Here is a 15,102-nt window from a genome sequence, read left to right on the forward strand (position 1 = left end):
GGTTTCAGGGAATCACTTAACTATAATCCATCAGTTACTTGCAGTAGACTTTCTCCAATCTTTGTAAGTAACCGTATTATTGTAACGACCTGACATTTTGGTTCCGTCAGATAGAACAATATTAAAGTTGGCCTTAATTCTATTGGTTGAATTATCTTCTATTTCAACAGTTCCTCTCGTAATGTCGTACTCTTTCCCCTGGATGGCAACCTTCCCCCAAAAAGTATTGTTTCCTCTGCTATTAAAACCATTTGAAGAATAGATGTAAGATCCTTTTTCTACTTCTTCTTTAGTAGTTGATTTTAAACTTAAAAAGTATAAAGCAATTTTCTTATCAAACTGGTCCGAAAATAAATCAAGCTCAAATTTGCCATTTTCGTTTGAAGATTCATTCCCTAGGATCGCACTTTGCAACTGATAAGTTGCATCATTAATTTTAACATAGCTGCTTTTAAAATATTCAACACCACCTGTTCCTGATTCACTTTTCGGAATGATCTGCTCAGAAGTATAGTTAATATGCTGAATCTTCAAACTACGCAACAATTCTTTCAGTTCATTCACCTGCTTATCGGTAGCCCCTACTTCAATCGCAACATTTACACGCTGTTCATACTTTCGATTGTATTGTTTAGTCATTTCGGCCGCCATTGAATTTCTTTCGGTTAAATAGTTCCTGAGTTTTTCTTTTGTTACTTTCTTATTTTCGATTAATTGCCATTTCCCACCTTTTGCCTTTGGTGCTTTATAGAAATTACCGACATAAATGCTGCCGTCTTTTGCCACTTTTAGTTCTACAGCTTCTGGAGGCGGAGGTGGTGGTGGCTTAACTTTCATTCTTTTCGGACTGGCAAACGAAATATTGTCGGGAACAAGCTTATCTACTACATCTTGCTCGTTGGATGACAGCGAAAAGTAATCTTCTCCAAACTTTTCATGTGCTACATCGTTTCTCACCTTTAAAACAGCCTCTGCAATGTCGGTTAAAACTGCCCTGGTTGAGTTTTGCGGAGTTGCAACATCCATCCGGTAAAGTATTACTCCTTCACTTATTTTCGCCTTCCCTACATGCGGCAAATCTACTAATTTAAAATCGGGCACTTCACCTGTTAAAGTATTTTTACCTCTAAGAAAAGCTTCAACATTCGGTTTCAAATCTTTCAACTGAAGCCGTTCATCTTCGACCAGTAATTCACCTTTGCTGTTTTGGAGAATGATAAAAACATTACTCTTTGTAAATGTTCCCTCCTCGCTGACAGACACATCTGAATCTACAATACTTACTACATGCTTTGTTTTATTGTTACTTGCTGTATTCAGGAAAGATTCATCCGTAATAAGCTGCATACTGTTATTTACCCAGCTGTCAATCCAGGCTTTAGAATCGTCTTGTTGATTGATCGCCGGCAAAAGTTCACCGGCCTTTTCAACAAGAATTTCGGGTCGTGCAAATGCCTGTAAAAGCATTGCTATTAAGGGCACAAAGAGAATCAGCTTCACTCCGGCCCAACGTCGATGTTTTGATTTCGTCATCATTTTTAATCGTTTTTTAATGGGATGTTGAGTAAAATAATTTGCCATGGCAAAACGTCTTTCGCCAACTGCTTTCTCCAATACCAGTAACTGGTATTCTTGTGCATCGATGCCTTTATTTAATACGGCCTCATCGGCCTGGTATTCGTGAATTAATTTCAGATCTCGACGCAGTAACCACATAAAGGGATTAAAAAAGTGCAACACGGTAAACAACTCGCAAATCAGTAAATCAATGCCGTGCAATTGCTTGATGTGTGCATATTCGTGAGCTACCACTATTTCTTTGTTTTCAACATAATCTTTTTCCGACAAGACAATTTTATTCAGAAATGTAAAAGGTTGAATGAGATCTTTTACAACGGCCAGGACTATTTTTTGCAAGCGTTGTTTTTCGGCACGCCTTACCATTTTTGCTGCCTGAACAATGCTGGCTATTAAGCGGATAAGCAGCGCCAAAATCGCCAAACCGTATACTACATGCCAGGGATTGACCAGGACATGAACCGGCTCAATCTGCTGTTGAACTGCCTCAACACCAACTGAATCTGTAAACACCGGAGTAGAAACTATTTCGCGAAATATGGCCACCGGTTTTACCTGTATGTCTTCGTAAAAGAGTTGAAAATTCAACAAGGGAAGAAGGACTGATAGTGCCATTATTCCTAGCAAAACAAAACGGTTCGACTTGTGCATTTTGTCGTTGCTAACCGTAATTTTAAACAGTGCAAACAATAAGGCCAGACTTACTGAAGATTTTATGAGCCAAACGAAAAAGGGATTCATTTTGAGTCGTTTTTCTGTTTTTCAATGTCTGCTATCAGATTTTTTAACTCTTCCACCGAAAGATTTTCCTCTTCAACCAGCAGCGACACCACACTTTTGTACGAATTGTTAAAATACTTTTTTACCACATTTCCAAGAGTGCCCTTGCTGTATTCTTCTTTTGTAACGGTCGCAAAATAGCGATGCGTATTTCCAAACTGCTCATGGCTTACAAAACCCTTTTCTTCGAGTGTCCGAACCATGGTCGACAATGTATTGTAATGCAGTTTTTTATCGGTATAAAATTCTTTGACTTCTTTCACAAACATCGGGCCTTTCTCCCAAAACAGACTTAGTATTTCTTCTTCTTTTTGCGTTAGTTTTTTCATTTCTCCAGATTTTGAGATTTATGGACACAAATAGCAAAACTTCGAACTATTCGAAACAAATATAACTATATTTTTTAGTTATGCAACTATTTTTTATAGTTTATAAACTATAACACATAGTTAAGCATTTACGAAACGCACCTATTTAAACCTAGTCCACTTAATAAATGAGTCGAAAAAAACATTACATAAATTTTAACCAGCACCTCAACGGTATAACATTACACTAACTTACACCTTACGTACGGCTCGTCTATACAGGATGCAGAATATTAAAGCTGTCTACAGACAGATCTTTACTTGTCAGGAGTATCTTTAACATGTAAATCAAGCTGTGGAAAAGGAATTTCGATGTTATTCTCTTTAAACGCTTTATCGATGGCCACGGCAAGGTCGCTTTTGGTTTGAATGCCATTTTCAAACAATACCCAGCACAATAAGCGGAAATTAAGCGAACTGTCGGCAAATTCATTAAACAACACTCGGGGTTCGGGATCTTGCCTAACTAATGGATGTTCATCGGCCACCTGTTTCAGAATCGCAATTACTTGTACGGGATCGGTACCGTATTTTACCCCGACAACAATCTCTATCCTGCGTTTCTCGTCTGACAGTGTCCAGTTAATCAACTGGTCGGAAACCAGTATAGAATTGGGAACAACCACTTCTGCTCCATCAAATGTTCTTACATTGCTGCTGCGAATGCCAATACTTCTGACTTCCCCCATTAAGGTATTCATTTCAATGGTGTCTCCCACCTGTATGGGGCGTTCGTATATCAGGATCAATCCTGAAATAAAGTTGTTCACAATGTTCTGCAGGCCAAATCCAATACCCACACTAAAGGCGCCGAGCATAATACTGATCTTTGTAAGATCGATACCGGCACCTGAGAGTGCAAGTAAAAAGCCAGCCATGGCAACAGTCAAGCGTAAAGTTATCGAGATAGCTGCCGGAATCCCCCTCAATCTTTGCGTGCGCTTAAAATTCCCTTCGTCGAATGCAATTTTAATAATGCTTGTTATTCCCCAGGTAATTAACATTATAATTATAAACTGAGAAATGGAACCATAAGTGAATGTGAAGCTCCCCACATGCCGATCGGTACTTAAAAATAGCCCTAACCTTTCGTAAAAAGGTACATCCAGCTCTACAATTACCAAAAATGTATAGAATCCGATCAATACAAAAAAGAGGAAAAAAAACTGGGACAGCCTTTTTTTTAGCAAAGGCAGATATTGGTACGGTTTCTGTTTTCCCAAACGGGTTAATACCTCGAATAAAGTATAGACACCGCTTCTACTTATTTCCCAGGCACCTATTATTATGATGATGGTATAAGATGCCTGAGTGCCAATATTCAAGAATAGAACAGTTAGATTCTGATACCCCAAAATATTACTGATAAGACCAATCGCATATAAGGAAAAAACCGGGTATTTGAGCAGATCTACAACAAGCTTGTACCTTGAACCTGTGAATATATTCCATTTAAACCGCCAGTTGATAAATTGCGATATTAGTACAATTCCTGTTACCGCTTCCAAAATAAGATACAGACGGGCATAGTCGCCGAAATACCAAAATACAATTTCACTTTTGTTGATTATCAGTAAAACAATAAAAGTGATGATTAGTCTTCGGCCAAGTGTCGAAATATAAGAACGAAGCAGAAAATAGGTACAGATCAATATGATAAGCGACCTAAGACCAGTTAAAGCCAGCGGTAGATTCTTGAATTGAAGTGAAAAGACAAAAAGAATCAGATAAATTATAACAACTGCTGGATGACGGATAATCAGTTCAGTAATATCATTTTCCTGAGACAAGCGTTTAGAAGGATGTTGTCTGAAATATAGGAACCGCAATCCCAGCACTACAACAATTATGAAGAAACTCCATAGAATTAATTCATTAAAATAGCCTAGATAAGATAAAATACTGTGTCTTAGGGATTTTGTGTTTTCATACCAAACCTTTTTCAAACGTGAGCCAACTGTTCCTTCAAAAGTGTCAGTTAAATGAATTTCCCAAATTACAGGATGCGTGGATTTGAACAAATTCTCCCGATAACTTTTATGCAGTTCTTCAATACTCTCGATATATTTATCGACCTCAATAAGCTGGTCAATTATTCGCGAGTCTAGTTCAGAAAGGGTTCCGACTACTTCAAATAATTGTTTCTCAAGTGCATGTAATTTATCTACTGCATCTAAAATTCTGTTATTTATTTGCTGGGGTATATTTTGCTCGCCGATTTGATTTGAAATTGTGCTCCATTTTGTTTCCTTTTCCTTGATTTGATTAGAGATCTGCATCAAATTCTGAATGCGCTTTGAGAGATCAGCTTGCCATTTGACAAGCTGAAATCTGTAACTCAGCCAAACACGTTTTGTATTTTGCAGAAAAAATTTTGACAAATCCGGCTTATAAAAACTGTTGAAATCATCAAATTCCTTATTGATTCGTACACTCAGGTTACTAAACGATGAATCTATTTCACTAACATTTTGAAATGACTCAATCTGCTTACGTCTATCTTTTACGTAGCGGTTAACCGTTTCAATTTCGTATATAATTTCAGCAGTTTTATAATATTGCTGCTTTTCTACTACTGTGGAATCATTCCGGGCTATTTCATCATTCTCAGTTGTAAGAATGTCCTGTCCCTGCAACACGAACGGGAGCATCAAGACAAGAATAGTGATTAACTTTGCATATTTAATATTCATTATTGGCGCTGTTCGTTAGGCAAAGTGTTTTAACAAATGTAGTGAATTCATGATTAATGTAAAACCAACACAGTATTTTGCGAAACCAGGAATTTTGTGACGTTTGAAAACATCTGCCATTTTAACGAAGGTGTGAAGAGAACATTCAATTTTGAAAGGCCAGAACATGATGTAGTAACCTATCTGAAACATGATTAAATAAAAGGTGAAGCTAAACACCGGAATATAGATATCAATCTGGAATAATTTTTTTCTAGTGGAACAACTTATAAATGGGACTGCCAATTCCCTGCCCGAACAAATTGAATTGTTCGTCAAGACTCATTAACAAAATCATTGTTCCAATAATGGCGGCTATAATACACAAGGTTTTAACGACGGGGTCCTGCTTGATTTCCTGAATTTGTTCTTTAATGTTCATGTGCTTGAGTTTTGGGTAAAACTATAAAAAGAGTTTGGAAAAACTATTAAGAATCAATTAAATAAAGATCACCCAATTTCTGTCAAATGATCGAAATCGGGTGATCTTTATTTACAACTTCAAGCTGAAACCTTACAGCTAACTTATTCTTTCCAGTCTATTAAACGGCCCGGTGTCCATGGTGCATTGATCTTGTTCAGCTCAGCTTCCAGTGCCGGGATATCGCTTTCAACAATTTTCTTTAATAAATTCAGCACCGGTGGAAATTCTTCTTTTAAGATTTGATACGCCTGCTTTTCGGTGGTTGTAATTCCACTGGTCGATCCCATGTGGGTATACGTAATATTACTTAGGCGGTCGTTCAGCGGAACCTGTGCCGGAGGAACTTCCTCTCCACTGGCTTTTGCAGGAAGTCCGTTCATGGTAAAGTTCAGCTTATCGAGTTCAACACCCAACGCACGAGCTTTGTCCATCAATTCCTGACTGGCACCCGGTGTGGCATAAATGGCTTGTTTTATCTGCTCAACCTTATCAATACTTTCTGAAATCACACGACCGGCACCGGTTACTGCCAGTGCCAGTTTGTTCACTTTCTCAGCGAACTCCACATTTTCGTTGTAATTTTCTGCCGGAAGCGTTGTGTTATTCAGTTTTTTGCAAACAAAATCAACAGGCTCAACCAGTGTGGTCAGTTCACCTTCGTGCCACATTTTCAAACCAACTTTATAAGTTCCGGGCATAACCATAATTCCGCGTCCAGTAGTTGAAATTGGGTTAAATGTGCCACGAGACCTTGAATTGGCAGTGGCTGCATAAGTCATGTTCCAATTCACTCGCTTTATCCCTTTCGACGGAGCTTTGCTGAACTTATCGATCACATTATCATTCTGATCGTAAATGGTAAAGATCAAATGTGTTTTTTCCTGTTTTTCTTCCAGTTGCAGCTCCCTCCAGCTTGGTTGCGGAATGGGTTTTCCTTCCTTAAACAATTCCTTTTCTTCCTCTTTGCGCAACTGCTCTTTGGTTTTTGGAACCTCCTTCAGGAAGTAAGTAAAAGTAGCTCCGTATTCAGGGTTGTCTGCGGTATAATAAGTATTGCCCTGATTGCTCTTGCCCCGGGTTTGAATAAACATCAAAGCATCTTTTATGGGGAAGATGGCAGCTTCTTCATTTTCGAGTTCAGGTTTTACTTCGCGCAAAGGACTGTAATCGTCGAGAATGTAAAATCCACGCCCAAAGGTAGCGATCACCAAATCACTTTCGCGTTCCTGAATTGCAATGTCACGAACTGGAATTGTTGGTAATCCCGATTTTAGTTCCACCCAGTTCTCGCCATTATCGATGGTAAAATAAATGGCAAATTCGGTTCCGGCAAATAGTAATTCAGGACGTTCAAAATCCTGAGCGATGGTATGAACAGTACCATTTTCAGGAAGATTACCCGAAATGTTTACCCATGTTTTTCCTTTATCCGAACTTTTATAAACATAGGGTTTAAAATCGTCGCGTTTCAGGTTATCGAAAGTGGCGTACACCACATTTTCATCAAAACGGTCGGCCATTATGTCGCTAACGTAAGTATATTCAGGCACACCGGGAAAGGATTTTACCTGAGTCCAGTCGTCGCCACCGTTCTCGGTTACCGAAATCACTCCATCGTCGGTTCCTGCATACAACAATCCTTCTTTAATTTTAGATTCGTCGAGTGAAACAATGGTTCCCCACTGCGAGGTGGAAACATCTTTTGATACGGCTTCGGCAGGCCAGTATTTACCCATTACCGGGAAAGAGTTTCTGTCGATCTGTGCGGTCAGATCATCGCTTATCACTTCCCAGGTGTTGCCGCGGTCGTCGCTGCGGAAAACCTTGTTGGCCGCCATGTACAAACGGGTAGGTTTGTGTGAACTCACAAACATTGGCGTATTCCAGTTCCATTTATAGGTAAGTTCTCCTTTTCGTTCGCGTGGTTTTATGCTGATGCGCTCACCACTTTTTTTATCGACTCGCGCCACGTTCCCATACTGCGATTCGGAATAAACAATATCAGGATTTCCGGGTTCGGAAGCCGCCCAGAATCCGTCGCCGCCTAGAGTCGGGAACCACTCGTCGTTAATCACTCCGCTGCGGCCAGTGGTGCGCGAAGGCCCGGTCATTGAATTATTGTCCTGTGTTCCGCCGTATACATTGTAAAAAGGTTCGGCATCATCAACATGAACCCGGTAAAATTGAGTTACCGGCAGGTTTTCTTTAAAATCGAAAGTTAAGCCTTCATCCCAGGTTTCATAAATTCCACCATCGCCACCAATAATATAATGGTCAGTATCGGCCGGATCGATCCAGATGGCATGATCATCAACATGACGGCCGTTGGTACTGATATTGTTCCAGGTTTTACCTCCATCAAGGGTTACTTTTGATCTAGTTTCAGTAGAATAAACTTTATCCACGTCTTTCGGATCGCAAACAATTTCGTTGTAATACTGGCCGCTGCTGTGGTAGTCGCTCATTTTCTCCCAGCTCTCACCTTTATCGGTCGAACGGAAGAATCCACCTTTATCATCGGCAGCTTCCACAATCAGGTAAACTACATTCGGATCAACTGGTGAAACAGCAATTCCCATTCCGCCAAGGTCTACTCCCGGAAGTCCTTTTTTTATCTTACGCCAGTTTTCTCCCCCATCGGTTGATTTGTACACTGCTGATTCGGGGCCGCCACCAATTTTTGTAAACGAGGTACGACGACGTTGCTCCGATGTGGCATACATAATATCAGAATTTGAAGGATCCATCACCACATTATTTACTCCTGTGTTGTCGCTGATCTCGAGCACCTTGCTCCAGGTTTCGCCGCCATCAGTCGATTTGTATAAACCGCGATCACCACCCGGTCCCCAGGCTGAACCTTCGGCCGCTACAAAAACCACATCGGAGTTTCGCGGATCGATAACGATTCCACCGATCTGCCGGCTTTCTTTCAATCCCATATTTTTAAAGGATTTGCCACCGTCGAGCGATTTACAAACACCATCGCCGTATCCAAGAGCACGTTGGTGATTATTCTCGCCGGTACCTACCCAAACAACATTCGAATTATTCGGATCGAGTTCAACCACTCCAATGGAATACGAACCGTAGTTATCAAAAATCGGTTTCCAGGTGGTACCGTTGTTTTCAGTCTTCCAAAGGTTACCACTGGCAACACCCACATAATATTCTTTTGGGTTTTTCGGGTTCACCGCAAAATCGGCAATACGTCCGCTGGCCCACGCGGGACCAATGCTGCGCCATTTCAATCCACTTACTAAACCTGAGTTTATAAATGGTTTCGGCTCGTCCTTTTTCTCATCTTCTTTCTTTTTTGCAAAGACTACCGTTGTTGCTAAAAAAACGACAGCCACAAATAATGTGAATTTCTTCATAAATTATGTTTTAAGTATTTAATTTTTCCGGAGATAGCCCAAACCATGTCACAATTGGGTGTTCGCACGTCAGATGATGTATCAAAGAAACTACAGAAAACCGTCATTTGATAAACCTGGTTTAGATTATGGTTTAAAAATAGGAAAACTGTCAAAAAACAAACAAGATATATGTCAGGGAATTATACGGTCTGATCAGGTTTCTGTTTAATCTGATAAAGTTTCCACCATGGGGTGGTTGGCGATTCGTGATGTTCCCAGTGATAACCAAAAAAGTAACACGACAACATCGCCCACAAATGGTTCCGCTTCTGGGTTCTGGCATAATGAGGTTGCATTTCATCGTGAAATGGTCGACGGTGAGGAAGAAAGGTTCCAAAATAAAACAACTGAAGCGTAGATAATATGGCCGGTAATACCCAATACAAGAGCAATTTTAGCTCTGTGAACCAAATAAGAAGAACATTAAAAGTAATGGCCATGGCTAAAAGTTGATACCAGGTCACATAACTTCTCATAAAGTCGAACCACCACACAAAAAAGTTAGTGCTGCGGCTTGAAAAATCAGGATCCTGATCAGTAGCCGGGAAACGATGATGCAGGTAATGTTTCTTGGTTAGGGTTTTGTACGATAAAAAGGCGTATGCCAATGTCGACAATCTCCCGATGGTGTTGTTAACACGTCGATTTTTAGCTACGGTTCCATGCATCGAATCGTGCGCTGTTATGAATAAACCCGTAAAAAGATAGGTCTGCAGCAAAACATGAAAGTAGGTAAACGGGGAAGAAAAATCCAAGTTGGAAAAAACTAGAATATATACCAAATGTGCACCCCACAAAAAAATAATGGTTAATGCAATGAATATACCCATGTTGTTACAATTTATTTAAAAGTTCAATATCCCCTTTAAATTCTTATAACCAGTTTTACTCACTTTTAGTTTAGTTTTATCGTGAAGAATAACCACATACGACTCTTTTTCGTACTGCTGAATTTCAGCAATCTCATCCACTTTAACGATGTATGAACGATGAATACGCACAAAATTCCGCGGATTTAAAGCACTTTCGAAATACTTCATAGTTTTTTGTTTCATCCAACGTCCTTCGGTGGTGTAAATCATCACGTAGTCATCCATCGATTCGATATAACGAATGGCATCAACGGGCGCAATATGAATTTTATGACGATCTTTCACCACTACCCTGTCGAGGTATTCTTCGCGCGGAAAATCGCTGATCTTTTCAGCCACATCCGATTCTTTTCCTTCGGCCTGTATGCGCTCCAACACTTTCTCAACAGCCTCTTTCAAGCGATCCTGCGAATAAGGTTTCAACAGGTAATCGGCTGCATTGTAATCAAAGGCTTTCAACGCATACTGATCGTAAGCCGTTGCAAAAATAATCTGTGGTTTATGTTCGAGTAGTTCCAGCATTTCGAAACCGGTAATTTTTGGCATTTGGATATCGAGAAAAACCAGATCAGGTTTTAAGTCATTGATCATTTTTACGCCTTCAAAACCATTCTCGCATTCAGCAATCAACTCTATTTCATCAATTTTTGAGAGAAATGATTTCATAAGATTCCGGGCCAGTTCTTCATCCTCGACGATAATCGTTCGTAGTTTTTCAGTCATTGTTATAGATTTTGAGGTATGGTTAAAGTTACGGTAAATTCATCGTTTTTATCAACAACTTTCAGCAAATGCGGATTGCCATAAATAACCTGCAAACGGTCGCGTATATTCCGTAGACCGATCCCCTCTCCTTTTTTGCTGATCACATTTTTATCATAAGCATTGCTGACTGTCACAACCAGCGCATCTCCCTGTTTTCCACAATGGGTGATCACATCCACTGTTTCAGTAGCTTCGTAAACCCCGTATTTTATTGCGTTCTCGTAAATAGGTTGCAAAATCATGTTAGGGATTTTGGCATCCAAACATTCTTTCTCGATAGCAAAAACCGGATTGAGTTTTGTTCCGAAACGTACTTTTTCGATACTTAGGTACAGCTTGTTATTCTCAAGTTCCTGTTTAAAGGAAACCTTCTCATCCTGATCGTGTTTTAGCGAATAGCGCATGAGTTGCGACAAATTAATCACCATCTCCTGGGCGCGCTGCGGGTCGGTCATGGTTAACGAAGAAATACTGTTTAAACTATTAAATAAGAAATGAGGATTTATCTGCGATTTCAGTGCGTGCAATTCCGCTTCTTTCACCAAAGCTTTTAAGCGGGTTTCGTTTTTCGATTTTTCCTTGAACGCGTAATAATAGTTCACGGCATAAAAGAAAATTACAAATCCGATGTACAACATGTAGCCGGCCACAGCGCGGGTTATAACTGCTCTTTCGAGCCACTGTTCGGCCAACGGGTGAAATATTTTAGTGAATACAGCTCCCAGGTACATCCACAACAACACGATAATAGTTGCTGCAATTAAATGTGCCGAAATAATTCGAATGATGCTGTTTTCCTCGAGTGTGCTGAATTTGATAACATACCAGATGGCTGCTCCAATGAGTGCGTAAAGAATAATAAAAGTGAAAATCTCGACAAATGCCAGACTGAAGGGAACCTCATTCACGATCGTTGCAATACCAATGAGAGTTGCCGATGCCAGCAGCCAAAAAGCTCCGTATCCGATTAAAAGCTTTGAGTTAGATATAAATGGATGACGAAAATCCATCAGCTTACATGTACTTGATTTCTACTCCGCCAAAGGCTGCAAAACCTTTAATGATAAGTGTCTTTGAAGGATCGGAAACGATGTGATTGAGCGAAGATCCGCGTTTATCGGTGTAGCCTCCAAAAATGGCAGTCACTTCATTTTTAACCGTCCAGTCGGGGGGTAATTTAAATCCGCAACCACCAAACAAAGCCAGGCAATCGATGACTGCACCATTCTCCGAAAGTTTTGCTTGCCGCAAGTCGAATTCGGTACCTCCAAAAACCGAAGTGGTCTTTCCACCAAGGAAGTTTTGCGAATCGACATAAACTTCGCGTCCGCCAAAAATCACAAAATCATCGAAATAATCGCTACCGGTCGGTTGTTGTTTATCTCCGGCAGAATAATTAGGCGGCATTTCAGGCCGGTGGTGTCTGCTTCCCTGGGTAACAAGTAAAATAACACCAACTGCTACAATTAATACAGGCCAGCCAATCCGACGCAACTGGTAGGGTATATCAGTAAGTTCAGGTATTAGAAAGAAACTTCCGATAACAATTAAAATTATACCTGTTGTTTTATTTCCACCTATAATTGAAAAAACACCTATTCCGACAAGCAACATTTGCCACGAAATCAAAATATCGTTCCAAAACGCCGGAATCAGATTCAAACGTTCAAGGATCCATAAGGATCCAACTACGATCAGGAATAGTCCGAAGTAGACTCTTTTATTTGATGTTTCCGGTTTATCCATTTTTTTCAAATTTAAGTTTCAAATCTATCGTTGAACCACTATTTGTTGCATCTCTATTCGGTAAGATTCCTTCAATTATCGGTTAAGCACCATTTAAAGCAATCGTGCCACAATGGCAATTCCCGCACCAATCAGTATTAGTGGCAGCAGAACTACAAGTGCAGCACCCGATAAAATGAGAAGTTTTGGCAGCAAAAACAAACCGCCAATTACTATCAACACCCAACCTCCTGAGCGACGACCTGCCAATAAAACTGCCCCCACGATCAGCAATATTACGGGCCATGAAAAAACGAAATGCCCAACACTGTGAAAGGCATTCTGCAGGGGGAAGACTATATTATTGAAATGAAAAAATGGAAATTGAAGAAATGCGCCACTTTTTTTTAATATCAGTAAAATACCGAGCACTATAAGAATGATCGCTAAGGTTTTTCTTGAATTGTTTTGTTGTGCAGTTCTATTTTCCATTGTCCCACTTCTTGAATTACTTCTTCAAAAGTAGTAAGGCTTGAAAAAATATGGAGTTAACATTCGGTTAATTCAGGTTATGAATCGGTGAATGCGACTATGTTTCTCGTGAATTTTCACTGGTAAATGACTTAAAATAAAAAAAGCGGGAGGTATTCCCGCTTCTATTTTATTTCTTGTTTTGAGCTTTTGCCCATGAATCGCGTAAGGCAACCGTCCGGTTAAACACCGGTTTTTCCCATGTGGAATCCGGATCCATATTAAAGTAACCGATTCGCTCGAACTGAAAATGATCGAATGGTTTTGAATCCTTTATAAACGGTTCGAGATAACATTCGGAAAGTACCTTTAACGAATCCGGATTCATAAACTCTTTAAAGTCAACATCTTTATGTCCCGAAGGATCTTCGTCATTGAACAGACGGTCGTACAAACGAACTTCAGATTTTACTGCATGTTCGGCCGAAACCCAGTGCAGTGTTGCTTTAACTTTTCTGCCATCGGGCGAATTGCCGCCTTTCGAAGCCGGATCGTATGTACAAAGTAACTCGGTAATATTCCCGTCGGCATCTTTAATTACATCGGTACAGGTAATAAAGTAGGCATAGCGCAAACGCACTTCGCGGCCGGGCCCTAAACGGAAGAATTTACGTGGCGGATCTTCCATAAAGTCATCGCGCTGGATATACAATACTTTTGAGAACGGCACTTTACGTTTACCCATCGATTCGTCTTCCGGGTTATTTACGGCATCCAGTTCTTCACTTTGACCTTCAGGATAATTGGTGATCACTACTTTAAGCGGATTAAGCACCCCCATCACACGTTGTGCCGTTTTGTTAAGATGTTCGCGAACACTGAATTCAAGCAGCGACACATCGATCATTCCATCAACTTTGGTTACCCCAATTTTATCCGAGAAATTACGAATGGATTCCGGGGTATAACCTCTGCGGCGAAGTCCTGAAATGGTGGGCATTCTTGGATCGTCCCAACCTTTTACATGACCATCTTTCACCAATTCGAGCAACTTCCGTTTGCTCATCACAGTATACGTCAGGTTCAAACGCGCAAATTCAATCTGGCGAGGACGGTAATCCGAATCTTTCAACTGGTCGATGAACCAATCGTAAAGCGGACGATGCACTTCAAACTCCAGGGTACAGATTGAATGCGTAATTCCTTCCCAGTAATCGCACTGCCCGTGTGCAAAATCGTACATCGGGTAAACACACCACTTATCACCAGTGCGGTGGTGATGCGCTTTCATGATGCGATAGATAATCGGATCGCGCATGTGCATATTTGGTGAGGCCATGTTTATTTTGGCCCGCAGCACTTTTTCTCCGTCCTTAAATTCTCCGGCCGACATTCGCTCAAACAGCTCGAGGTTCTCCTCTACTGTGCGGTTTCTGAACGGACTTTCCAATCCGGGTTTTTGGGGCGTTCCTTTCTGGCTGCTGATGGTTTCTGCATTCTGATCATCAACATACGCCTTGCCTTCCTTAATCAACTGAATGGCAAAAGCATGCAGTTTTGGGAAAAAATCGGAGGCATAATACAAACGGTCTTCCCAATCAAAGCCTAACCAGTGAACATCCTCCATAATCGAATCAACATATTCCGTTTCCTCTTTCGAAGGGTTGGTATCGTCGAAACGAAGATTGGTTTTTCCACCATACTTTTGCGCCAGGCCAAAGTTCAAACAAATCGATTTTGCGTGTCCGATGTGCAGGTAACCATTTGGTTCCGGGGGAAAGCGGGTTTGTACCCTTCCGTCATTCTTACCGGCAGCCAGGTCGGCTTCGATCTGCATGTGAATAAAGTTTGATTTCTTTTGCGGTTCAGCAGCAGTATTTGTTTTTTTCTCCGTCATTATTGTATAGAATTTACCCCTTTTAGTTGAAGCTACAAAATTAAAAAATGATTTGTGAGAACGACCAGCAC

General features: G+C 40.5%; 11 protein-coding genes. All 11 read right to left on the reverse strand.

The window, feature by feature from the left end; genetic code table 11:
- Positions 1 to 30 precede the first annotated feature (30 nt).
- Positions 31 to 2,319, reverse strand: a complete 2,289-nt coding sequence (locus WFY05_RS02565; RefSeq protein ID WP_340111155.1) for a M56 family metallopeptidase — start codon at positions 2,317 to 2,319, stop codon at positions 31 to 33.
- Positions 2,316 to 2,687, reverse strand: coding sequence for a BlaI/MecI/CopY family transcriptional regulator (locus WFY05_RS02570; protein ID WP_340111156.1), 372 nt, complete (start codon positions 2,685 to 2,687; stop codon positions 2,316 to 2,318). Before WFY05_RS02570 ends, WFY05_RS02565 begins: the two co-directional genes overlap by 4 nt.
- A gap of 296 nt (positions 2,688 to 2,983) precedes the next feature.
- The gene (locus WFY05_RS02575) at positions 2,984 to 5,419 is read right to left on the reverse strand and encodes a mechanosensitive ion channel domain-containing protein (RefSeq protein WP_340111157.1); all 2,436 of its coding nucleotides are present in this window, start codon (positions 5,417 to 5,419) and stop codon (positions 2,984 to 2,986) included.
- Positions 5,420 to 5,672: 253 nt separating this feature from the next.
- Entirely contained in the window at positions 5,673 to 5,840 is a 168-nt protein-coding gene (locus tag WFY05_RS02580) for a hypothetical protein (protein WP_340111158.1), read from the reverse strand.
- A 143-nt stretch (positions 5,841 to 5,983) separates the two neighbouring features.
- Positions 5,984 to 9,259 (reverse strand): VPS10 domain-containing protein, encoded by a 3,276-nt coding sequence (locus WFY05_RS02585; protein WP_340111159.1) that lies wholly within the window; start codon positions 9,257 to 9,259, stop codon positions 5,984 to 5,986.
- A 182-nt stretch (positions 9,260 to 9,441) separates the two neighbouring features.
- Positions 9,442 to 10,131 (reverse strand): fatty acid desaturase, encoded by a 690-nt coding sequence (locus WFY05_RS02590; protein WP_340111160.1) that lies wholly within the window; start codon positions 10,129 to 10,131, stop codon positions 9,442 to 9,444.
- 15 nt (positions 10,132 to 10,146) lie between these two features.
- Positions 10,147 to 10,896, reverse strand: coding sequence for a LytR/AlgR family response regulator transcription factor (locus WFY05_RS02595; RefSeq protein ID WP_340111161.1), 750 nt, complete (start codon positions 10,894 to 10,896; stop codon positions 10,147 to 10,149).
- A gap of 2 nt (positions 10,897 to 10,898) precedes the next feature.
- Positions 10,899 to 11,948: a sensor histidine kinase gene (locus tag WFY05_RS02600; protein WP_340111162.1), complete on the reverse strand. Its 1,050-nt coding sequence runs from the start codon at positions 11,946 to 11,948 to the stop codon at positions 10,899 to 10,901.
- A gap of 4 nt (positions 11,949 to 11,952) precedes the next feature.
- Positions 11,953 to 12,684 carry a LiaF transmembrane domain-containing protein gene (locus WFY05_RS02605; RefSeq protein WP_340111163.1) on the reverse strand — a complete coding sequence of 244 codons (732 nt, stop codon included), beginning with the start codon at positions 12,682 to 12,684 and terminating at the stop codon, positions 11,953 to 11,955.
- A gap of 93 nt (positions 12,685 to 12,777) precedes the next feature.
- Positions 12,778 to 13,155: a LiaF transmembrane domain-containing protein gene (locus tag WFY05_RS02610; RefSeq protein ID WP_340111164.1), complete on the reverse strand. Its 378-nt coding sequence runs from the start codon at positions 13,153 to 13,155 to the stop codon at positions 12,778 to 12,780.
- A 169-nt stretch (positions 13,156 to 13,324) separates the two neighbouring features.
- Positions 13,325 to 15,031 (reverse strand): glutamine--tRNA ligase/YqeY domain fusion protein, encoded by a 1,707-nt coding sequence (locus WFY05_RS02615; RefSeq protein WP_340111165.1) that lies wholly within the window; start codon positions 15,029 to 15,031, stop codon positions 13,325 to 13,327.
- Positions 15,032 to 15,102 lie beyond the last annotated feature (71 nt).

This window comes from Maribellus mangrovi, from assembly GCF_037646455.1.
Taxonomy (GTDB): domain Bacteria; phylum Bacteroidota; class Bacteroidia; order Bacteroidales; family Prolixibacteraceae; genus Draconibacterium; species Draconibacterium mangrovi_A.